This is a genomic window from Streptomyces sp. 8N114 (genome assembly GCF_052245835.1).
GTDB lineage: Bacteria > Actinomycetota > Actinomycetes > Streptomycetales > Streptomycetaceae > Streptomyces.
In genome coordinates this window covers 80,936-102,352 of sequence record NZ_JBQQBT010000016.1, presented here as the reverse complement: position 1 = coordinate 102,352, position 21,417 = coordinate 80,936, and the positions used below count along the sequence as shown (strand labels likewise).

The window sequence follows — 21,417 nt, the reverse complement described above, 5'->3', positions numbered from 1 at the left end:
GGGGGAGCGCTCAACCAAAACACACCCGCAGCCTGTGAACGTCAGACAGGGGCAGCCCCTACCCAGAACAGGCGAAGGCGCGGCTCAGCCGCCTGGCGTCCAGTCGGCGACCAAGGCGAGGAGCCCAGGAAAGCGCGCCTCCAGGTCCTCGATACGGACCTGGTTACGACGGGAAGGGCCGTACTGGCGCTGCCGGATGAGCCCCGCCTCGCGCAGGGCGCGGAAGTGGTGGGTGAGCGAGGACTTGGGGCGGTCCAGCTCGAACCAGGTGCAGGTGTGGTCGAAATCGACCGACTCCAGCAGAAGCTTGCGGACCACGCCGATCCGGAGCGGATCACTGAGTGCCGCCATCACCGTCTCCAGCCGGATCTCGTCCCGGGCGGGCTCGGGCAGCGGCTCGGGGAGCTCGGCACCGGGTGGGGGCGGCGGGATGCGGAAGTCCCGGGCGAGGGCCGTGTCGCTCATCGGTTCTCCTTCGACAGCGGACCGTACTGCTGACCTCTCGACGGACCGCTCGGCGGATCCTCGGCGGACGGTACGGCGACTGGGCAGCGCATTTCAAGAAGTACGAGTTGCATCGTACTACTCGCCGCTGGTACGAATTCTCTCGTACTACTTGTACGAGTCTACTCGTACACCCCTCCGCGCCCTCCCCTGCCCAGGAGTCCCCGTATGTCCACGCTGTCCGCACGATCCGTACGCTGGATGTGGCTGGCCGCCTGGCCCGTCGTCGCCGTGCTCGCCCTCTCCAACGAACCCGCGCCGCTCTATGTGCTGTGGCAGGACCGGATCGGCTTCTCCGCCGCCACGCTGACGGCGATCTACGCCTTCTACATCGCCGGACTCCTGGGCACCCTCACCGTCGCGGGCACCCTCTCCGACCGCTTCGGCCGCAAGCCGGTGCTGCTGCCCGGACTGGCGCTCGGCCTGGTCGCCTCCGCGATGTTCGCCACCGCGCACTCCGTACCTGTACTCCTCGTTGCGCGGCTGCTGAGCGGGATCGCGGTCGGCGCGTTCCTCTCCGCCGGGATGGCAGCCGTCTCCGACCTCGCGGACCGTACGCAGAAGCGAACCGCGGGGCTCGTCGCCTCGTCCTCGATGGTCGGCGGCGCCGCTGTCGGCCCACTGCTGGCGGGGCTGCTGTCCGAGCTGGTGCCCGGGCCGTCCGTCACCGTCTTCCTGGTCCAGCTCGGCCTGTTGCTGGCCGCGCTGGTGGTCGTACTGCGGATGCCGCTGCCGCGCCGGGCCGCCGGGGCCGTGCACTCGGGGTCGCGGCGCTGGGTGCGTATCCCCTCCGCGCCGCGCGCCAACCGGCGTCAGCTCCTGCTCGGTCTCGCTGTGTTCGCACCCGCGATCGCGGCCACCGGTTTCGTGCTGTCGCTCGGCCCAACCCTGCTCGCCGACCTGCTGCACACCAGCAGCCGGATACTCTCCGGGGCCACCATCTTCGTCCTGTTCGCCGCCGCGACGGGGATCCAGTTCGCCGCGCGCCGGCTGCGGGTGCGGACGGATCTGCTGACCGGGGCTGCGCTGACCGTGGTGAGCATGGCCACGCTCGTCCTCGCCGTCCGTACCACCTCGGTACCCGCGCTCGTCGCCTCCGCCGTACTCGCCGGACTCGGCCAGGGCCTCACCCAGCTCGGTGCCCTGACCATGCTCAGCGCGGGCGTCCCGGCCGGACGCCTCGCCGAGGCCAACGCCGCCCTCACCGCGGGCGGATATCTGCTGGCCGGTGCCCTTCCGGTGGCCGCCGGTGCCCTCAGCGATGCGACTTCACTGAATACGGCCACCCTGCTGTTCGGCGCCACCGTCGCCGGGCTGTCCCTGGCGGGGGCGGTGGCTGTGCTCCGCGAAAGGGACAAGGGTGACGGCGGCCCGCGCGGGGTTGTCGCCGCGCGTCAGGGCTGGTCCAGGGCCCGGCGCCAGGTGCGCACCGCTCCGGAGTCGACCGGGGCCGTCCAGCCCTCGGGGCGGGCCGCGCTGCCGATGTGGAAGGCGTCGATGCCTGCCTGGCGCAGGCCGGGGACGTGAGCGAGGGTCAGGCCGCCGCCGACCAGCAGCCGGGGGCCGTAACCGGGCTCGTGCGCCGCGCCGCGGGCGGCTTCGGCGAGCAGCGTCCGGTATCCCTCGGCGACACCGTCCGGGGAGCCCGCGGTGAGGTACGTGTCGAGACCGGGCGTGTCGGCGAGTTGCTTGCGCAGGGCGTCGCGGTCGGCGGCGCGGTCGAGGGCGCGGTGGAACGTCCATCGGCAGCCGGGGACGACGGCCGTCACCGCCTCGACCGCACGCAGGTCCGCCTGCCCGGCGTCGTCGAGGAAGCCGAGAACGAACTCCTCGGCGCCCGCCGTACGCAGCGCGTCGGCCCGGGCGCGCAGTTCCTCGATCCCGGCGTCGCCCCCGGCGCTGAAGCCGTCGGCGAGCCGCAGCATCACCCGAAGGGGGATGCCGACGGCCTCCCGGACGGCGGTGAAGGTCTCCAAGGACGGGGTGAGCCCGTCGGCAGCCATGTCGGTGACCACCTCAAGGCGGTCCGCTCCTCCGGCCTCCGCGGCAGCAGCGTCTTCCGCGCTGAGCGCAACCACCTCGAGAATTGGTCTAGACATGCCGAACAGATTGCCATACGGCGGAGTGCGCTGGAAGACGGCGCTCCCTTCGGACGACAATTGCCCGATGCCGACAACAGACCCCCCAGACGGCGACCGGGCCGGGAACAGCCCGTCGGACGGCGTGCACCGCGCGCTGCTCCAACGCTGGAACGCGCTGCTGGTCAGTGCCCGCGAAGGCGCCGAGGGTCCCGACCCCGCACCGTACGGCGAGGAGCTGCTCGGCCGCTGGGCCGAGCCCCACCGCCGTTACCACACCACGACCCACCTGCGCGCCGTGCTCGACCGCGTCGACGAACTCGCCGCGCATCTCTCCCCCGCCTCCTCCCTCACACCCGCGGGGCAGGAGCCCACCACCGCGAGCACTGTTCCCGGCCCGCTCCCGGGTGCGGACCTGGACGCCGTACGCCTCGCCGCCTGGTTCCATGACGCCGTCTACCGTCCCGACCGCAGCGAGAACGAGGAGCGCAGCGCCCGGCTCGCCGAACGCGCGCTGCCCGAGGCAGGGGTGCCTCAGGCGCGTACCGCCGAGGTCGCCCGCCTCGTCCGCCTCACGATCAGCCATGACCCCGCCCCCGGTGATCTCAACGGTGAACTGCTCTGCGACGCGGACCTCGCTGTCCTGGCCGGTTCCCCCGAGAGTTACGCGCACTACGCCGCCGAGGTCCGCCAGGAGTACGCCTTCGTCCCCGACGCCGCCTTCCGCGAGGGCCGCACCACCGTCCTGCGCCAACTCCTCGGCCTCCCCCACCTCTTCCGCACCCCCTACGGCCGCACCCAATGGGAACCCACCGCCCGCCATAACCTGACGACGGAGCTGCAACTGCTCCAGGCGTGAGTCGGATGTCGGCGGCCGGGAATGCGGAGGTGGCACCACCGGTTGAGGGGGCATGCCTGGCGATCTCGTACGGGGTGGGGCGGCTTCCGCTCGTGTTCCGGTTTCGGTCTATGTGTTGGGGCTCTCCGTCTTCGCGCTGGGGACCTCGGAGTTCATGCTTTCGGGGATTCTTCAGCCGTTGGCCCGGGATCTGGGGGTGTCGATTCCGAAGGCGGGGCTTTTGGTGTCGGCGTTCGCGGTGGGGATGGTGGTCGGGGCGCCGGTGCTGGCGGCGGCGACGTTGAAGCTGCCGCGCCGTACGACGCTGATCGCGCTGTTGACCGCGTTCATGCTGGGGCAGGTCGCGGGGGCGCTCGCGCCCACCTACGAGGTGCTGTTCGTCTCGCGAGTGGTGAGCGCGCTGGCCTGCGCCGGGTTCTGGGCGGTGGGTGCCGCGGTCGCCGTCTCGCTGGTGCCGGAGAACGCACGGGCCCGCGCCATGGCGATCATGCTGGGCGGGCTGAGCATCGCCAACGTCGCGGGCGTTCCGGCAGGTTCGTTCCTGGGGCAGCAGGCCGGGTGGCGCTCGGCGTTCTGGGCGGTCGCCGCGCTGGCGGCCGTCGGGCTGGTCGGGGTGCTGGCGCTGGTGCCGCGTACCGCCGTGCCGACGGGTGCCGACGCGCCCAACCTCCGGCGTGAGCTGCGGATCTACCGCGACAAGCAGGTGTGGCTCGCACTGCTGACCATCGCGCTGAACGCGGGCGCTGTCTTCGCGCTCTTCTCCTACCTCGCACCGCTGCTCACCGATGTGGCCGGGCTGCCGGAGAGCTGGGTACCCAGCGTGCTCGCGCTGTTCGGGCTCGGCGGGCTGATCGGCACGGTGATCGGCGGGCGGATCGCGGACGCACATCTGTTCGGCACGATGTACGGCGGCATCGCGGCGTCGACCACCGTGCTGGCCCTGCTGGCGCTGCTCGCCGAGTACCGCTGGGTGGCGATCGCGCTGGCGCTGATGCTCGGCGTCACGGCCTTCACGACGGGGCCCGCGCTGAACGCCCGGATGTTCAGCGCCGCCGACGCGGCCCCGACCCTCGCGGGGGCCACGGCCACAGCCTCGTTCAACATCGGCAACACGGTGGGGCCCTGGCTGGGCGGCCTGGCCATCTCCGCGGGGTGGGGATACGCGGCGGTGGCCTGGGTCGGCGCGGTCATGGCGGCGGGCGCGGTGCTGATGACTGCCGTCGGCTCCCGGGTGCATGCGCGGTCCCGCGTGGTCGCCGGGGCCCCGGGGGCGGGGCAGCCCCCTCTTGCTGCCGCTCCCGCCGCAACGGCGCGCACCGTACGAGACGTAACCGGCGGTGCCGGACCGGGCGAAACCCGCCGTAGGGGCTGATGCAGTACGCGAACTGCGGCTGCACAGTGGCTGAGCGCGCCGTTCCCCGCGCCCCTTCGGGGCGCGCCCGCGTCAGCGTTTGCGGCGGCGGAGGCCCGCGGCCGTGAGGCGGCGCAGGAGTTCCTTGGAGCCGACCGGGACCGCTCCGGCGCGCACCGCGGTGTCGTACAGCGTCGAGGGAACGTCGTAGTGGTCCCCGTCGAAGGCGCGCGGTGGGGAGCCGATGAGCGCCGCGAACGCGTGGAGTTCCTCGTACGAGACGTCGCTCACCAGATGTGACCACATGCGGCCGTGCCCCGGCCATATCGGCGGGTCGATATAGACGGTCACCCCGTGGGCCCCGGGCTCACAGCTTGCTGCCCAGGTAACCCACCCGGGCCACCACTGTCGAGGTCTTGCCGCAGACCCAGTGCGGCTCCTCGCCGAGCTCGGGTTCGACGTCGAGTGCGTGGAAGTCGGGGCCGACGCATACGGGGCAGACGGGCCAGCGCCCGTACCGTTCGAGCAGCGCGTCCTGCACGTCCTGCGCCACCAGGCCGTCGACGAAGGCCACGCCTTCCGGCCATTGGCCGACCCACCAGCGGCGGTGGGTGACCGCTGCCTCGACGAGCGAGACGATGTCGGCGCGCGCGACATCGCTCGCCTCCAGGTCGGCGAGGATCAGTGCGCGGGCCGCGTGCAGCGCCCGCTCCAGCGCGTTCTGGTGGCCCTCGCCGTGGGGGCCCTTTTCGGGGGGACCCGAGTCGGATGCGGATTCCTTCGGTTCCATACCTCCATTGCACCACTGCGAGCCCGAAACGATCACAGCTCGCGCCGCGTCGGGCATTGACGAAGGACCGATATGAAAATACCTTCCACCCGTGAGCAGCGATCTGAAGGAAAATTTCGCCTTCCGCCCGGGGCGCCGGGCGGCAGGGCCGGGCACCCAGCCTCCGGCCCCCCGCAGCGCGGGCGAGACCGCCCGCAACGGCCCGCGCCAGAGCGGCAGCAGCGCGCGTGAAACCGGCAGCGGCGCCCCCTCCGCAACCGCCGCCAACCGCCCGGGCCCCACCGCGCTCGCGGCCAAGGTCCGCACGATGGCGCCGTCGATGACGCGCTCGATGCAGCGCGTCGCCGAGGCCGTCGCCAACGACCCCGCGGGATGTGCCCAGCTCACCGTCACGGGGCTCGCCGAGCGCACGGGCACTAGCGAGGCCACCGTCGTACGCACTTCCCGGCTGCTCGGCTATCCGGGCTACCGCGATCTGCGGCTCGCCCTCGCCGGGCTCGCGGCGCAGCAGGAGTCGGGCGCGGCCCCGGCCGTGACCGCCGACATCGTCGTCGACGATCCGATCGCCGATGTCGTCGCCAAGCTGGCGCTCGACGAGCAGCAGACCCTCGCCGACACCGCGGCAGCGCTCGATGTCGCACAGGTCGAGGCTGCGGTCTCGGCGATGGCCACGGCCCGCCGGATCGATGTGTACGGGGTCGGCGCCTCCGGGCTCGTCAGCCAGGACCTGGCGCAGAAGCTGCTGCGCATCGGCATGGTGGCGCACAGCCATGTGGACCCCCATCTGGCCGTCACCAACGCCGTCCAGATGCGGGCGGGCGATGTCGCGCTCGCCATCACCCATTCGGGTCGGACGGTGGATGTCATAGAGCCGCTGCGGGTCGCGTTCGACCGGGGCGCGACGACCATCGCGATCACGGGCCGCCCGGACGGCGAGGTCGCCCAGTACGCCGACCACGTACTGACCACCTCCACGGCGCGGGAGAGCGAGCTGCGCCCGGCGGCGATGTCCAGCAGGACGAGCCAGCTGCTCGTGGTCGACTGCCTGTTCATAGGGGTGGCCCAGCGCACATACGAAACGGCGGCGCCCGCGCTCTCCGCTTCGTACGAGGCACTGGCGCACCGCCACTCCCCCCGCCCGCGCACCCGCTGAGGCCCTGCCGACAGCACGCACCGCTGCGGCTTCCGCCGACCGCTGCGTACTGCTGAGGTTTCCGCCGACAGCCGCGCACCGCTGAGGTTTCCCGCCGACCCGCACCGCGTCCCCGACCGGCCGCACGCGCCCGCCGCCAGGCCACCGGACCCCGCCGCCCCGAGCCACAGAAAGCTGCGCCTCGATGACCACCTCACAGACGACCACCTCACATTCCGGCACCGGGCAGCCCGCCACCGCGCAGGGCGCTGCGCCGCAGTCGGCGGCCTCCCGGTCGGCCGGCTCGCGGTCCGCCGACCGCCTCGATCCCGACTCCGGGCCCTCCCGTTACGACGAGCTGCGCCAGCAGTTGGACACGCTCACCACCGAGGCGTTCCGCAGCGAGCTGGCCGAGATCGACCAGCTGCCCACGCTGGAGATCGCGAAGATCATGAACGGCGAGGACAGCACCGTGCCCACGGCCGTCGCCGCGCAGCTGCCCGCGATCGCCGCCGCCATCGACGCCATCGCGGAGCGGATGGCGCGTGGCGGCCGGCTCCTCTACGCGGGCGCGGGCACGGCCGGCCGGCTGGGGGTGCTGGACGCCAGCGAGTGCCCGCCCACCTTCAACGCGGCTCCGGGCCAGGTCACCGGGGTGATCGCGGGCGGCCCCGACGCGATGGTGGACTCGGTGGAGGGCGCCGAGGACAGCGCCGAGGCGGCGGTGGCCGACCTGGTGGCGCTCGGCCTGGCGGCGGACGACACGGTGGTCGGCATCTCCGCGTCCGGCCGTACGCCCTTCGCCGTCGGCGCCGTCGAGTACGCGCGCTCCCGTGGGGCGCTCACGGTGGGGCTCGCCTGCAACGAGGGCTCGGCGCTCGGCGCGGCCGCCGAGCACGGCATCGAGGTCGTCGTCGGGCCGGAGCTGCTGACCGGCTCCACCCGGCTCAAGGCGGGCACGGCGCAGAAGCTCGTGCTCAACATGCTCTCCACCATCACGATGATCCGGCTCGGCAAGACCTACGGAAACCTGATGGTGGACGTGCGCGCCTCGAACGAGAAGCTGCGGGCGCGCTCGCGGCGCATCGTCTCGCTGGCCACCGGCGCGCCGGACGAGGAGATCGAGGCGGCGCTGGCGGCCACGGACGGCGAGGTCAAGGCGGCGATCCTCACCATTCTCGGCGGCGTCGACGGCCCGACCGCGGAAGGGCTGCTCGCTGCCTCGCACGGCCACCTGCGCGCGGCACTGCGGTCCGCCGCCGACGAGGCGTGAAGCGCGCCCGACCGACCCCACAGCAATCCCTCAACCATCCGCACCATGGCACCACTCGAAGAAGAGCGACTGCACCATGAGCACAGACAGCACCGAAGAAAGCCCTGAGGGCAACCCGAACAGACAGCTCGCCGAGGCGATCCTCCCCCTGGTGGGCGGCGCCGCGAACGTCACCTCCGTCAGCCACTGCATGACCCGGATGCGGCTCGGCCTGGCCGACCGCTCCCTCGTCCAGGACGAGCCCCTCAAGGCGCTGCCGGGCGTGATGGGCGTGGTGGAGGACGACACGTACCAGATCGTGCTCGGCCCGGGGAAGGTCGCCCGGATCACGCCGGAGTTCGAAGCGCTGGTCCAGGCGGCACCGGACCCGGTGTCAGCCGGGGAGGCCCCCACCGCCGCCAAGTCGGCCGACGACCTGGCGGCCGAGGGAGCGGCGATCCGCGCAGCACGTAAGGAGAAGAACGCGACGCCGGTGAAGCTGCTGCTGCGCCGCATCGCCAACATCTTCGTACCGCTCATTCCCGCGCTGATCGGCTGCGGCATCGTCGCGGGCCTCAACGGCCTGTTCACCAACGCGGGCTGGCTCCCGGCACTCACCCCGGCGCTGACGGCGATCGCGAACGGCTTCATGTCGCTGATCGCCGTCTTCGTCGGGCTGAACACCGCCCGGGAGTTCGGCGGAACGCCGGTGCTGGGAGGGGCCGCCGCTGCCGTCATCGTCTTCCCCGGGGTCGCGGAGGTGACGGCGTTCGGCCAGAAACTGGCCCCCGGGCAGGGCGGTGTGCTGGGCGCGCTGCTTGCGGCAGTGCTGGCGGTGTACGTGGAGAAGGCGTGCCGCCGCTTCGTACCGTCCGCCGTCGACGTACTGATCACGCCCACGGTGACGGTGCTGGTCGCGGGGCTGGTCACGCTGTTCGGGCTGATGTACGTGTGCGGCGAGATCGCCACCGGCATCGGGCATCTCGCCGACTGGCTGCTCCAGCACGGCGGCGCGGCGGCCGGGTTCGTACTGGGCGGGCTGTTCCTGCCGCTGGTGATGCTGGGGCTGCACCAGGCGCTCATCCCCATCCACACCACGCTGATCGAGCAGAGCGGCTACACCGTGCTGCTGCCCATCCTCGCGATGGCGGGCGCAGGCCAGGTCGGCGCGGCAGTCGCCATCTATCTGCGGCTGCGCCGCAACACCTCGGTCCGCAAGACCATCCGCTCCGCACTTCCCGCGGGCTTCCTCGGTGTGGGCGAACCGCTGATCTACGGCGTCTCGCTGCCGCTGGGCCGCCCCTTCATCACGGCGTGCGTGGGCGGTGCCTTCGGCGGCGGGGTCGTGGGCCTCTTCTACCAGTTGGGCACCTCGGTCGGCTCGACCGCCATCGGCCCCTCCGGCTGGGCCCTCTTCCCCCTCCTCAAGGGCAACCACGGGCTCGGCGCCATTGCCGCCATCTACGCCCTCGGCCTGGCCGCGGGCTATCTGGTCGGCTTCGTGGCCACCTACTTCTTCGGCTTCAGCAAGCAGATGCTGAGTGAGCTGAACGCGCCGGCGAAGGGTGCCGCCGACTCTGAGGGCCCCGCCCCCGAGGGTCCCTCCCCCGAACCCCCGCCGTCCGGGAAGCCGAACCCCGACCCGGCTCCGGCCCCCGCGGGCGGCCCCGGCTCGCTCGTATGACTGAGCCCGTATGACCGACCCGTATGACCGACCCGTATGACCAAGGCAGCCCCGAAGGCCCCAGCCACGCTGGGGCCTTCGGCCGCGCAAGCCGTCGGTGGAGCCTCAACCGACCTTCGCCGCAGGGCGGTTCGCGTCCTCGTCCGCTCCTCCTGCAGCCGAAGCCGCTACCGGTCGTTCGGCGGCCACCCGCGACGAGTGGCGGCTGCGCCGCAGATCCGGCAGCAGGGTGACGACACCCAGGGCGGCCATTCCCACGCCGATCCACACCGGCGCGATCAGGCCGAAGTGGGGGATGGCGAGGCCGCCGAGGGCTGAGCCGATGATGATGCCGAGGGTGATGAAGGAGGAGTGGACGGTGTTGACCAGGGGGCCGGTGTTGCCCGCGCGCTGGACGCGGGTGGCCATGGCCGGGTTCATGGTGATGCCGACCAGTCCGATGGCCAGCATGAAGACGAGGGCGGCGACGGGCACGTCGGCCAGCAGTGCGAAGGCGGCGAGGAAGATGCCGTTGCTGATCAGCCCGGTCAGCAGGACCGGGATGGTGTACCGGTCGGCGAGGCGGCCGACGATCACATTGCCAACCAGGTTGGCGGCGCCGTAGGCGACGAGCAGCAGCGGCACGCTGCCGGCCGAGAAGCCGGAGATCTCGGTCAGGATCGGGTTGAAGTAGCTGAACGCCGAGAACGTCGCGCCGATCACCAGCGTGCTGGTGGACAGCACCAGCCACAGCCTCCGGTTACGGAAGACGCCCAGTTCCTGGCGGAGACCGCCGCCCGCGCTGCTGCCGCCGCTCTCCTGCCGTTCCACCCGCGGCGCCCACACCAGCGTGGCCACGGCGGCAAGCACGGTCATGGCGGTGACGGCCCAGAACGCGCTGCGCCAGCCGTACCGTTCGCCGATGAAGGTGGAGATCGGCAGTCCGAGCAGTGTGCCGAGCATCAGCCCGTTGAGCGCCACGGACACGGCGCGCCCGGCGAGTTCGGGCCGGACCAGCCGCACGCTGAGCGAGATCGCGGCGCCCAGGAACGCGGCGGATGCGGTGCCGGTGACGAGCCGCGCGACGAGCATCACCGCGTAGCTGGAGGCGACGGCGGCCAGCACATTGCCGGCCAGGAAGATCCCGAACAACAGCAACAGCGCCGACTTGGGCCGCAGCCGGAGCACCCCGGCGGCGAGGAACGGGCCGCCGACGGTCATCGCGGCGGCGAAGGCGGTGACAAGGTAGCCGACCTGCGAGACGGTGACATCCAGCCCGTCCCCGATCTGCGGCATCAGCCCCGCGACAAGGAATTCGCTGGTGACCATGGAGAAGATCCCCGCGGCCATGAGATAGACGGTCAGTGGCATCCGTGACTCCCCGAGTACGTCCGGTGGTTCGCCCACCGCTGGTTATGGATGGATCGTTATGGATGGATCAGTACAAAACTTGCCCAGAAGAGAGCCGCAGGAGCAGACAGCCCCTGCGGCGCACCCTTGCGCGGATTGCCGCGGTTCGATGTGTTGTGGCGCGGCTTGCCGCGGTTCGATGTGTTGTGGCGCGACTGCGGTTCGACGCGTTGTGGACGACCGCGGTTCGGTGCGCGGCGTCGCTCAGCGCCTGAGCGCCCCCACCGCCGTGGCGGCGATCCCCTCCAGCGACGGGCGGTCGGCGCCGCCCTGCGCGGAGACCCGCATACCGCCGATGACGGCGTTCACGAAGCGGGCGAGGGCCTCCGGGTCGCGGTCGGACGCGATCTCACCGGCCCGCTGCCCCGCCTCGACGACGGCCCGCAGCGCGTCGAGCCGCATCCGCAGATCCCGGGCCAGCACCCGGTCGACCTCCGGGTCCCGCGCCGCCAGCTCCACCGTGGCATTGACGGACAGACAGCCGATACTCCTCCCCTCCGGCCGCTCCGTGAACTCCTGCTCGACGACCCGCTCGAACAGCGCCCCGATCCGCTCCAGCGGAGGCCGCTCCGCGTCCTCCAGGATCTCCAGCTGGAGCGCGGTCATGGTGTCGATGTACCGCGCCAACGCCCGTCGGAACAGGTCGTGTTTGCTGCTGAAGGTGTTGTAGATGCTGCTGCGCCCCAGACCGGTCGCCTCGCACAGATCCTGGGTGGAAGTGGCTTCGTACCCCTTCTCCCAGAACGCCCGCATCGCCGCGTCCAGGGCCCGCTCCTCGTCGAACAGTCGTGGCCGGGCCATGCGCAGCACGGTAGCACAGTTATGGACTCCTCGTTCTAATACTCCGCCGGGGCCACCATGTGCGCATGAGGGAGAACTTTCGGCAGCCGGAACAGGCGGGGGAGGCCGCGGAGGCCCGTGCAGCATCCGTGGCGCGGCTCGCCCAGGAGCTGATCCGGCGTCCCAGCCGGGCCGGGATCGACGATTACGGGCCCGTCCTGGCCGTACTGGAGGAATGGCTTTCCGCCCACGCCCTGCCGCACCGCCGGCTATACGACGACACCGGCAACGCCCGTGAGCCCGTAGGACTGCTCGTGGAACTCCCCGGGGGCCGGCCGGGCAGGTGGTGGACGCTGGACGCCTGTGTGGACACCGCCCCGTACGGCGACGAGGCCGCCTGGTCCTTCCCACCGGCCTGCGGCGACATCGCCGACGGCCGGCTGCTGGGGCGCGGCGCCGCCGACTCCAAGCTGGCCGCGGCGATGTTCTGCCACATCGCGGCCGAGCTGAAGCCCCGTGCCGAAGCGCTGCACGGCGGGCTGGCCGTGCTGCTGGACGTCGACGAACACACCGGCCGCTTCGGCGGTGCCCGCGCCTACCTCGCCGACCCCGCCGCGGCCCGCCCCGCCGGGGTGCTGATCGGCTACCCGGGAACGGACGAAGTCGTGGTCGGGGGCCGGGGCCTGTGGCGGGCCACTCTCGCCGTGCACGCCACCTCCGGGCACTCGGGATCGCGCCGGACGGTGGTCGGGGCAATCTCCCGCGCCGCCCACCTCGTACGCCTTCTCGACGAGGCCGAACTGCCTGCCGCAGACGCCGGTTCCGGCTTCCCGCTGCCGCCGAAGCTGTCGGTGACCGCCCTCCACGGCGGCCAGGGCTTCTCCGTCACCCCTGACCTGTGCGAACTGAACGTCGATGTCCGTACCACCCCCGACTTCGAAGCCCACGACGCGGAAGCCCTGGTCAGCAACGCCGTCGCCCGACTCGACACGGAACTGCCCGCCCCTCGGCCGACCGACATCACCCCCGTCGCCTCCTGGCCGCCCTTCCACCTGGCCGAGGACGAGCAGCCCGCCCGCGCGCTGCTGCACGCCGCTGCCGACGCCGGCCTCGCCGTACGGCCGAAGATCGCGGGGCCGTCCAACATCGGCAACTTGCTGGCGGGCGAGGGGATCCCGGCAACCGCCGGTTTCGGCGTGCCGTACGAGGGGCTGCACGGCATCGACGAGCGCGCTCACCTCGCCGAACTGCCCCGGGTCCACGCCGTCTACCGGCAAGCCGTGCTCAACCTCCTTCAGCCGGACGGACGGTCGGACCGACGGTTGGATCGACGGTCCTGACCCGCGCCCGAGCTCAGCATCTGCACCTCCGCGTAGGAGGGAGTGCTGTCGCCGCCCGCCGGGTGCCGACCTTCCCGGACGGCTCGGGCCGCCGCCACGGCCGCGCCCAGCGCCGTGCGGTAGAGCAGCGAGCCGAGGCTGACCCGGCGTACACCCAGCGCGGCGAGCTCCGCCAGGCCGGGACCGTCGGGGGTGTACAGGATGTTCAGCGGTACATCGAGGCGAGCGGTCAACGCCCCTATCCGGGTGCGGTCGGACAGCCCGGGCACGAACACCCCGTCGGCCCCCGCCCGTTGATACGCCACGAGGCGGGCCTCGGTCTCGTCCTGCCGACAGCCCAGCCAGTGCGTATCGGTACGCGCGTTGACGAACAGCTCCGGCACTGCCGCCTTGACCGCCGCGATCTTCGCCGCGTGCAGCTCGGCAGGGGCGAGCGTGCCGTCGCCGCGGCCGTCCTCGATGTTGAGCCCGGCGGCACCCGCGGCCCGCAGCTGCCGGGCCAGCTCCGCCACCTGCGCCGGGCCGTCGCTGAACCCCCCTTCGGCATCGACGGTGAACAGGAAGCGCCCGCCGCCGAGTTGCCGCGCCAGAGCCAGCGTGGCTTCCGCGGTGGCGGCCACACCGTCCGGCAGCCCCGCCGCCGCCGCAACGCCGAGGCTGGTGGTGCCGACCGCCTCGAAACCGTCGGCAACCAGCGCCGCCGCCGACACGTAGTCCCACGCGTTGGGCAGCAGCAGCGGCGTGTCCCGGTGATGCAGCCGCGCGAAGGGAGTACGCGGACCGGGCGCCAGGAGGCCCGCCGCCAGAGCCAGCGCATGCTCCCGCCCGGGACACTCCCGCGGCGGAGCCCCGAACGCCAGTGACCCCCTGGCCTCGCCACGACCCGCCCTGGCGATATCCAGCACAACAACCTCCCCCTCCGCGATCTCCTGCCCCCCGACGCGGGTGTCCCGCACGGCAACACGACGCAGCACACGGACCGGCGGATCCCGACGCAACGTCTCCCCCAGCACCTCCTTCACCACCTCCTCCACCAACGGACCGCCAACGCGGAGCCCGCCGCCATCGGCGCCCACGGCGGTATCGCGGGCGCTCGCGGCGGTATCGCGGGCGCTCGCGGCGGCAACGGCGCCCGGACCAGCACCGGCGCTAGCGGCGGCATCAGCGCCAGCGGCGACAGCTGTGCGCGGGGCGGCACCAGCGCCCCCGGCGGCAACGGCACCCGGGGCGGCACCAGCGCCCCCGGCGGTATCAACGCCGACGGCAGCACCGGCACCCGCGGTATCCGCGCCGACGACGGCATCGGCACCCGCAGCCTCACCGGCGCCCCCAGCCGCACCGGTCGCACTGGCACCGACCGCACCGGCCCGAGCAGCTTCCGCGGAGCCCACGGCGGTCCCGGCGGTCACGCCGCCCGCGGCGGTCGCGTGCCGCACCAGCGCGGCTGTGGCGTCGCACGCCTGCACAAGGAGGCAGATCCGACCTGCGGCCACCTCCATCTCATCCTCTTCACCGGCGCCCTCCTTCCCCAGCACCAGTCCCACCAGCTCGGCCACCGCCGCGTCGGCGGCGGGGTCCGTACCGCCGAAGTAGGTCCCCGCCACCACCGTGACGGCCTCCGCCACAGCGTCCGGTTCCCGTAGCCCCAGCGCCTCAGCGAGGGCGGCGACCACCCGGATCCGTACGTCGGCTTCGGCTGCCCCCGGCCGCGAGGCCACCGCCCGTCGCAGCTCCGCCGGATCGACGCGGCGCAACTCGGCCTCCACCAACGCTCGGCGCCGCGCATGCGTCTCCCCGGAGCTGAACCGGGGCACCGTTGCCCGCAGCCAGGCCATCGAAGCGCCCTCCCCCGAGCTCTCCCTTCGCTCGGGCAGGGGGCCCCGCGCCTCGGCTGCGGGCGGCAGCTCCGGCACCAGGTGCGGGTTGGCCAGCGCCGCTCGTACGTCCTCGCTCCGGTCCAGTTCGTGCACGGTTCGCGACATGCATCGAACGCTAGGACCGGAACTCTTCGGCCCGCGCCGAAGAGTTCCGGACGCCTCCTCGCGTCGTAGTGGCGCAGCATCCGCACCGACGCCCTGCCGTGGGTCGCGAAGTCTCCGCTGGTGAACATGGCTCCCCCACTCCACGGCCTCACACAGTGCGAGGGTCAAGCCTTCCTCGCCTCACCCCATGTTCGGATCTCCCTTGATCAAGGCGAACGGCGCGCCCGCCGGGTCCCGGAGCATTGCGAGCCGGCCCACACCGGGTGCGTCCGTCGGCGGGATCAGCACCTTGGCCCCGGCCCCGGTCGCCCGGGTGCACGTCGCGTCGCAGTCCTCCGTGGCGAAGTACGGGTGCCACTCCGAGGTCGACCCGGCGCTCAGATTCTCCTGCGGAAGCTGCATGATGCCGCCGTGCCCGGTGTCGTCCTCTGTGCCGCCACCGGGCGCCGAGGCGACGGTGTAGACCAGGTCGTCACCCATCGGCATGTCCTCGTAGCTCCACGAGAACACCGCTCTGTAGAAGTCCTTCGCCCTTGCCGCGTCGGTCGTGTACAGCTCCGTCCAGCACAGCGTCTCCGGCTCCATGACCACTTCCAGGCCGCCCGTGTCCCTCGGCTGCCATACGGCGAAGTCAGCGCCGGTCGGATCGGTGAACTGCGCCAGGCGGCCGGCCGTGAACACATCCATCGGCTCGACCCGTACGGTGCCGCCCGCGCCTTCCACTTGGGCGCGGGTCGTGTCCGCGTCGCCCGTGTGGAAGTACGCCGTCCACGCGGGACTCGCCCCCTCCTCCATCAGCGGTCCGACCGCGGCGACGGTCTTGCCGCCACGCTGGAAGAACCCGTACCCCCCGGCCTCCGGGCCCGCCGACTGGAACTGCCAGTCGAAGACGCTGGTGTAGAAGGCGACAGCGGCGTCCACATCGGCCGCACCGAGGTCGAGCCAGTTCGGGGTGCCGGGAACGAAGTTGGTGGTCAGCATGCGGATCCTCCGGCAGACGGGGACTGTGTACTGCGCGCTGTGTGCATCTCTGCTGGGCGCGTCACTACTGAGTGCGTACCTGCTATCTGCTGGGCGTCCTGCACTGCGAAGCGTGCCAGTGCCCGCGCTTCGCAGTTGCCCGCCGCCTCAGGATGGCAGCAGTTCGGCCGACTCGCCGCTCGGAAGCCCGCCCCCGATGTGAGGACCGCCCCGGCCGGACCGACCGGAAGCCCCGGTCACAGCTCGCCGCGGCGCAACAGCACCCGACCCAGGCTCGCCTGCATCACCGTGAGCCCGCGCACCACCGGCACCGACGTGGCCAGCAAGAACACGCCGACCGCGGTGTTGAAGGCGATGTCGGCGCCCCGTCCCGTAACCCCGAAGGCCAGGTCCACCAGACCGTCGTGCCCGTCCCGGGGTATCGACCACGACCACAGCCCGTAGGTGAATTCGCCGAGCCCGCCGACCAGCCAGGTCAGCGTCAGGGCGAAGGTCACCACCCGCACGGGGAAGGCGAGCACCGCGTGCACCAGCTCGCGCCACGCCTGCGGATCCCGCACTGCCTTCCACCGACCGCCGCGGCTGCCGCTCCCCTCCCTCTCCGGTGCCGGCCTCTCCGAGCGCGCCGGGAGCGGGCGGCCCGTGACGGCCGCTATGTGGTCCGCCTCCACGCGAGCCAGATACCGGGTCATGGACAGCGTTCCGGCCAGCACCGGCAGGCCGATGACCAGGACAAGCGTCGAGACACCGAGAGCGAACCCCGTCACCGCCAGCGTGAACGCGGCGATGCCCAGCGGCAGGCCGGAAAGCAGATAGCCCACCTCCCGGCCAAAACGTCCCCCGCGGCGGCTGCCGTCCGCCATCGCGACAGGGGCCGAAAGGGAATGCGGGGCGGGCTGCACGTTCGTCGTCGTTGTCATGTGTCCACTTTCGCCGCGCCGCGAGCCCGATCCCATACCGCTGGGACCCGAACCGAGGGTGTACCTAGCACTACCCGAGACCGGGCCCCACCAGGGGCATGACCAGGGGCATGAGCCGAGCCGGCATAGCGAAGGAGCGGGTGGGAGGTGTTCCTCCCACCCGCTCCTGTTCGCATGCGCGGGGGCGTGTGCCGCGTGTGGTGTGTGGTGTCGGCGCGGCCTGTCTTAGTAGGCGGAGTCGACGTTGTCCATGGTGCCGTAGCGGTCGGCTGCGTAGTTGCAGGCGGCGACGATGTTGGCTACGGGATCGGTGAGCTTATTAGGGGTGCCTTCGACGTGGTAGCGGTCGAAGGTGGGCTGGATCACCTGGAGCAGGCCCTTGGAGGGGGTGCCCTTCTTGGCGTTGATGTCCCAGTCGTTGATCGCGTTGGGGTCGCCGGCCGACTCGCGGATGATGTTGCGCTTGATGCCGTCGTAGGAGCCGGGGATGTCGTGCTTGGCCATGATGGCGCGTGCCTCGCGGATCCAGCCGTCCAGGTTGTCCGCGTACTTGCCGTCGGCCTGCTGGTCGTCCGCCTTCTGCGCCTTCTTTGCGTGTGCGGCCTGCATGCTCACGTGCTGCGCGGTCGAGGCGGCGCTTTCGATCGCTGCGGGCTTGGCGGCGGGCTTGGCGGGGGCCTGGGTGGCGTGGGCGGTTCCGGCCAGCGTGGTGGCGGCGATACCGGCCGCGCCCAGCGCGGTCAGGCCGGTGGTGGCGATACGGGCGGGCTTGAGGGTACGCAGGGCGTTACGCATGCGAGCGGGGAGCCTTTCGTGGGGGGACGTTCCGGCCGCGCGTCCCGGGAGTGGTGCGTTGTCCCGGTCTTGTCGCGGCCTGGCACCCACCCTGGGAACCGGCTCCCCCACCCGGCAAATATGTGACGTACGATCCAGAATCGGAACAATCCGGACAGAGGGTCGATCACTCCCCGCCCGCCCCAGGTCGGAGCAACGCGGACATACGAAGCTGCTTCGTAAGTGATCTGGGTCCTATGGGCGCCCTCACAATCCACCCCCGCCCGCATCACCCAGGGTGAGGGCATTCTTCGCGTGGGTGAGGGATTCCTCGGAGGCGCCCTTGCCGGGGTTCTCGGTGGCGAGGGCCTGGTTGAGGGCGGCGTAGGGGCGCATGCGCTCCTCGTAGCGGGGCAGCGCGGTGGACTCATCGACGAGCCGTGAAACTGGGCGCGCAATACGTACCGTGAGACGAGCCGCAGGGGGAGGTAATTCGTTCGACCCTGCTCCCCCTCTTCGGCAAGCTCTCGTCATGGAAGCTGACATCTGGCCCTTGTACGCGCTGCGCCTGACAACTCCCCGCCTTCAGCTGCGCCTTCCGGACGAACAAACGCTCGCCGAGCTGGCGCAGCTCGCCGCCGGAAAGGTGCATGACGACGCCGAGATGCCGTTCAGCATCCCGTGGACCGCCGCGAGCCCGGAGGAGCGCAAGCGCGGCTGCTTCCAGCATGTACTGAGCACCATTGCGAACTGGCGGCCGGAGGCGTGGACGCTGAGCCTCGCCGTACTGCACGAGGGGCGGGTGATCGGGCGTCAGGATGTGAGCAGCACCGACTTCGCGGTCGTACGGGAAGCGGAGACCGGCTCCTGGCTCGGCGCGGCGCACCAGAACAAGGGGTTCGGTACGGAGATGCGGGCGGCCGCACTGCAGTTGGCCTTCGAAGGGCTGGGCGCGCGCAGCATGACGTCCGCCGCCATGACGGACAACCCGCGCTCGCGGCGAGTCTCGGAGAAGCTGGGCTACCGACCGGACGGTCTGCTGACCGAGGCCGTACTGGGCAAGGCCCGCACCTTCGAGCGGCTCCGACTGGACCGTGTCGACTGGGAGGCGCACCGCGCGGTACCGGTGAAGATGGCGGGGCTGGAACGGTCGGCCCTGGCCCTCTTCGGGGTCTGAGGCCGAGGCTGCGCCGTGACAACCCCCGCGTGACAACCCCCGACGGAAGGACCGCGCCATGACCGCACAAGGTCACACGATCACCATCGAGGAAGGCACCGAGCGCGTGCGAGCGGTCGCGCGCGACGGCCAGGTGCTGGCGGACAGCCGGCGACCGCTGCTGCTGAGCGAGACGGGTTACCCGGTGCGGTACTACCTGCCGGCCGAGGACGTACGCACCGACCTGCTCGCCCTGTCCGACACCCACACCCGCTGCCCTTTCAAAGGCACCGCCGACTACTGGTCGCTGGCCGACGGTACGGCCCAGGACATCGCCTGGTCCTACCCCGAGCCCTTCGACCAGGTGTCCGAGATCAAGGGCTACTTCTGCTTCCCGGACATCGAGGTCGGCTGAACCGCCACAACGCCGCCGACTCCAGAAACCGCCGGAACGGCAAAGGCGGGCACCCCCTCGGGGGTACCCGCCTTCGTACTGCCTCAGCAGGCGGCGGAGCCGTGCGAACGGCTCGGACTCATCAGAAGTCCATGCCGCCCATGCCACCGCCGGCAGCCGCGTCGGCGCCCGCGGCGGCCTTCTCCGGCTTGTCGGCGATGACGGCCTCGGTGGTGAGGAAGAGCGCCGCGATGGAGGCGGCGTTCTGCAGCGCGGAGCGCGTCACCTTGGCCGGGTCGAGGATGCCCTCGGCGATCATGTCGACGTACTCGCCGGTGGCCGCGTTCAGACCGTGGCCCGGGGTCAGGTTGCGCACCTTCTCCACGATGACGCCGCCCTCGAGGCCGGCGTTGACCGCGATCTGCTTGAGCGGGGCCTCGAGAGCCAGCTTGACGGCGGCGGCACCGGTGGCCTCGTCGCCCTCCAGCTCCAGCTTCTCGAAGACCGAGGAAGCCTGCAGCAGGGCCACGCCACCGCCGGCGACGATGCCCTCCTCGACGGCCGCCTTCGCGTTGCGGACGGCGTCCTCGATGCGGTGCTTCCGCTCCTTGAGCTCAACCTCGGTGGCGGCACCGGCCTTGATGACGGCCACGCCGCCGGCCAGCTTCGCCAGGCGCTCCTGGAGCTTCTCGCGGTCGTAGTCCGAGTCGCTGTTCTCGATCTCGGCGCGGATCTGGTTGACCCGGCCCGCGACCTGCTCGCTGTCGCCCGCACCGTCGACGATGGTGGTCTCGTCCTTGGTGATCTGGACCTTGCGCGCCCGGCCCAGCAGGTCGAGGGTGGCGTTCTCCAGCTTGAGACCGACCTCCTCGGAGATGACCTGGCCGCCGGTGAGGATGGCGATGTCGCCGAGCATGGCCTTGCGGCGGTCACCGAAGCCCGGGGCCTTGACGGCGACGGACTTGAAGGTGCCACGGATCTTGTTGACGACCAGCGTGGACAGCGCCTCGCCCTCGACGTCCTCCGCGATGATCAGCAGCGGCTTGCCCGACTGCATGACCTTCTCCAGCAGCGGAAGGAGGTCCTTCACGTTGCTGATCTTGGAGTTGACGATGAGGATGTACGGGTCCTCGAGCTCCGCCTCCATGCGCTCCATGTCGGTGGCGAAGTAGGCGGAGATGTAGCCCTTGTCGAAGCGCATGCCCTCGGTGAGCTCGAGCTCGAGCCCGAAGGTCTGCGACTCCTCGACGGTGATGACGCCTTCCTTGCCGACCTTGTCCATGGCCTCGGCGATCAGCTCACCGATCTGGGTGTCGGCAGCGGAGATGGAGGCGGTCGAAGCGATCTGCTCCTTGGTCTCCACGTCCTTCGCCTGCTCCAGAAGAGCGGCGGAGACGGCCTCGGTGGCCTGCTCGATACCGCGCTTGAGGGCCATCGGGTTGGCGCCCGCGGCAACGTTGCGCAGACCCTCCCGCACGAGCGCCTGAGCCAGCACGGTGGCGGTCGTCGTGCCGTCACCGGCGACGTCGTCCGTCTTCTTGGCGACCTCCTTGACCAGCTCGGCGCCGATCTTCTCGTAGGAGTCCTCGAGCTCGATCTCCTTGGCGATGGAGACACCGTCGTTCGTGATCGTGGGGGCGCCCCACTTCTTCTCCAGAACGACGTTGCGGCCCTTCGGGCCGAGCGTGACCTTGACGGCGTCGGCAAGCTGGTTCATGCCACGCTCAAGACCGCGCCGCGCCTCCTCGTCAAAGGCGATGATCTTGGCCATGTGGGTTGGTCCTCCCTGGATTCCCCCATGCGCCGAGCGCAAGGGGAGGGTTGGATTTCTCCGGACCGCGTGGCGCCCGCGACGGACGGCCTGCGACCCGGCGGTTCCTTCCCCACCGGCCTGCGGCCTCACCGACCCGGTCCTTCTTTGTCACTCTCACTCGCAGAGTGCTAACCCAATGATTAGCACTCGGGCATGGAGAGTGCAAGCGACGTTGGCGGGGCTCGCCATGCCGATGAGGGGGTGCCCCTGTCCGTCGGGCTGCGGGTGCTCCCTGGCT

20 protein-coding genes and 1 pseudogene are annotated in these 21,417 nt (G+C 71.4%); 9 read left to right on the top strand and 12 right to left on the bottom strand.

Annotated features, from left to right (window positions below):
* Positions 1-84: 84 nt before the first annotated feature.
* Positions 85-465, bottom strand: coding sequence for an ArsR/SmtB family transcription factor (locus ACTWQF_RS26850; protein WP_443282265.1), 381 nt, complete (start codon positions 463-465; stop codon positions 85-87).
* Positions 466-672: 207 nt separating this feature from the next.
* Here ACTWQF_RS26850 and ACTWQF_RS26845 point away from each other — a divergent pair, with 207 nt between their 5' ends.
* Entirely contained in the window at positions 673-2,031 is a 1,359-nt protein-coding gene (locus tag ACTWQF_RS26845) for an MFS transporter (protein WP_443282264.1), read from the top strand.
* Positions 2,032-2,165: 134 nt separating this feature from the next.
* On the opposite strand, the pseudogene ACTWQF_RS26840 reads toward ACTWQF_RS26845, so the two are convergent.
* Positions 2,166-2,603, bottom strand: a pseudogene (locus tag ACTWQF_RS26840) (copper homeostasis protein CutC); the annotation flags it as partial.
* 67 nt (positions 2,604-2,670) lie between these two features.
* Here ACTWQF_RS26840 and ACTWQF_RS26835 point away from each other — a divergent pair.
* Together ACTWQF_RS26835 and ACTWQF_RS26830 are read left to right on the top strand one after the other, a co-directional pair.
* Positions 2,671-3,441 (top strand): HD domain-containing protein, encoded by a 771-nt coding sequence (locus ACTWQF_RS26835; protein WP_443282263.1) that lies wholly within the window; start codon positions 2,671-2,673, stop codon positions 3,439-3,441.
* Positions 3,442-3,493: 52 nt separating this feature from the next.
* Positions 3,494-4,813 carry a Cmx/CmrA family chloramphenicol efflux MFS transporter gene (locus ACTWQF_RS26830; RefSeq protein ID WP_443282262.1) on the top strand — a complete coding sequence of 440 codons (1,320 nt, stop codon included), beginning with the start codon at positions 3,494-3,496 and terminating at the stop codon, positions 4,811-4,813.
* A 72-nt stretch (positions 4,814-4,885) separates the two neighbouring features.
* Here the strand turns inward: ACTWQF_RS26830 and ACTWQF_RS26825 are convergent, their stop codons facing one another.
* Positions 4,886-5,143, bottom strand: coding sequence for a DUF4031 domain-containing protein (locus ACTWQF_RS26825; RefSeq protein ID WP_443282261.1), 258 nt, complete (start codon positions 5,141-5,143; stop codon positions 4,886-4,888).
* 16 nt (positions 5,144-5,159) lie between these two features.
* Complete coding sequence (locus ACTWQF_RS26820) at positions 5,160-5,582, bottom strand: hypothetical protein (protein WP_443282260.1); 423 nt, start codon at positions 5,580-5,582, stop codon at positions 5,160-5,162.
* Between the two features lie 91 nt (positions 5,583-5,673).
* On the opposite strand from ACTWQF_RS26820, the gene ACTWQF_RS26815 reads away from it, so the two are divergent.
* The 3 genes from ACTWQF_RS26815 (at position 5,674) to ACTWQF_RS26805 (ending at position 9,650) form a co-directional block, all read left to right on the top strand.
* The gene (locus ACTWQF_RS26815) at positions 5,674-6,735 is read left to right on the top strand and encodes a MurR/RpiR family transcriptional regulator (protein WP_443282259.1); all 1,062 of its coding nucleotides are present in this window, start codon (positions 5,674-5,676) and stop codon (positions 6,733-6,735) included.
* Between the two features lie 184 nt (positions 6,736-6,919).
* On the top strand, positions 6,920-7,987 hold the full coding sequence (gene murQ, locus ACTWQF_RS26810; protein WP_443282258.1) for an N-acetylmuramic acid 6-phosphate etherase: 1,068 nt from the start codon (positions 6,920-6,922) through the stop codon (positions 7,985-7,987).
* Positions 7,988-8,063: 76 nt separating this feature from the next.
* Positions 8,064-9,650 (top strand): PTS transporter subunit EIIC, encoded by a 1,587-nt coding sequence (locus ACTWQF_RS26805; protein WP_443282257.1) that lies wholly within the window; start codon positions 8,064-8,066, stop codon positions 9,648-9,650.
* A gap of 105 nt (positions 9,651-9,755) precedes the next feature.
* Here the strand turns inward: ACTWQF_RS26805 and ACTWQF_RS26800 are convergent, their stop codons facing one another.
* Together ACTWQF_RS26800 and ACTWQF_RS26795 are read right to left on the bottom strand one after the other, a co-directional pair.
* Complete coding sequence (locus ACTWQF_RS26800; RefSeq protein WP_443282256.1) at positions 9,756-11,000, bottom strand: MFS transporter; 1,245 nt, start codon at positions 10,998-11,000, stop codon at positions 9,756-9,758.
* 243 nt (positions 11,001-11,243) lie between these two features.
* Positions 11,244-11,840 (bottom strand): TetR/AcrR family transcriptional regulator, encoded by a 597-nt coding sequence (locus ACTWQF_RS26795; RefSeq protein ID WP_443282255.1) that lies wholly within the window; start codon positions 11,838-11,840, stop codon positions 11,244-11,246.
* A gap of 65 nt (positions 11,841-11,905) precedes the next feature.
* On the opposite strand from ACTWQF_RS26795, the gene ACTWQF_RS26790 reads away from it, so the two are divergent.
* A complete protein-coding gene (locus ACTWQF_RS26790; protein ID WP_443282254.1) occupies positions 11,906-13,159 on the top strand; it encodes a M20 family metallopeptidase in 1,254 nt (417 codons plus the stop codon).
* Here the strand turns inward: ACTWQF_RS26790 and ACTWQF_RS26785 are convergent.
* From ACTWQF_RS26785 to ACTWQF_RS26765, 5 genes are all read right to left on the bottom strand, one after another.
* Positions 13,114-15,141 carry an isocitrate lyase/phosphoenolpyruvate mutase family protein gene (locus ACTWQF_RS26785; protein ID WP_443282253.1) on the bottom strand — a complete coding sequence of 676 codons (2,028 nt, stop codon included), beginning with the start codon at positions 15,139-15,141 and terminating at the stop codon, positions 13,114-13,116. The two genes, ACTWQF_RS26790 and ACTWQF_RS26785, sit on opposite strands and share 46 nt — an antisense overlap.
* A 180-nt stretch (positions 15,142-15,321) precedes the next feature.
* Positions 15,322-16,122, bottom strand: a complete 801-nt coding sequence (locus ACTWQF_RS26780) for a VOC family protein (protein ID WP_443282252.1) — start codon at positions 16,120-16,122, stop codon at positions 15,322-15,324.
* Between the two features lie 236 nt (positions 16,123-16,358).
* Positions 16,359-17,042 (bottom strand): sensor domain-containing protein, encoded by a 684-nt coding sequence (locus ACTWQF_RS26775; RefSeq protein WP_443282251.1) that lies wholly within the window; start codon positions 17,040-17,042, stop codon positions 16,359-16,361.
* 225 nt (positions 17,043-17,267) lie between these two features.
* Entirely contained in the window at positions 17,268-17,837 is a 570-nt protein-coding gene (locus ACTWQF_RS26770; protein WP_443282250.1) for a transglycosylase SLT domain-containing protein, read from the bottom strand.
* A gap of 246 nt (positions 17,838-18,083) precedes the next feature.
* Positions 18,084-18,212: a hypothetical protein gene (locus ACTWQF_RS26765; protein ID WP_443282249.1), complete on the bottom strand. Its 129-nt coding sequence runs from the start codon at positions 18,210-18,212 to the stop codon at positions 18,084-18,086.
* A gap of 136 nt (positions 18,213-18,348) precedes the next feature.
* Between ACTWQF_RS26765 and ACTWQF_RS26760 the strand changes: the two genes are divergently transcribed.
* Both ACTWQF_RS26760 and ACTWQF_RS26755 read left to right on the top strand, forming a co-directional pair.
* On the top strand, positions 18,349-18,993 hold the full coding sequence (locus ACTWQF_RS26760; RefSeq protein ID WP_443282248.1) for a GNAT family N-acetyltransferase: 645 nt from the start codon (positions 18,349-18,351) through the stop codon (positions 18,991-18,993).
* A 58-nt stretch (positions 18,994-19,051) separates the two neighbouring features.
* The gene (locus ACTWQF_RS26755) at positions 19,052-19,387 is read left to right on the top strand and encodes a DUF427 domain-containing protein (protein WP_443282247.1); all 336 of its coding nucleotides are present in this window, start codon (positions 19,052-19,054) and stop codon (positions 19,385-19,387) included.
* A gap of 121 nt (positions 19,388-19,508) precedes the next feature.
* On the opposite strand, the gene groL is transcribed toward ACTWQF_RS26755, so the two are convergent.
* Entirely contained in the window at positions 19,509-21,137 is a 1,629-nt protein-coding gene (gene groL, locus ACTWQF_RS26750) for a chaperonin GroEL (RefSeq protein ID WP_433108156.1), read from the bottom strand.
* Between the last annotated feature and the right edge of the window lie 280 nt (positions 21,138-21,417).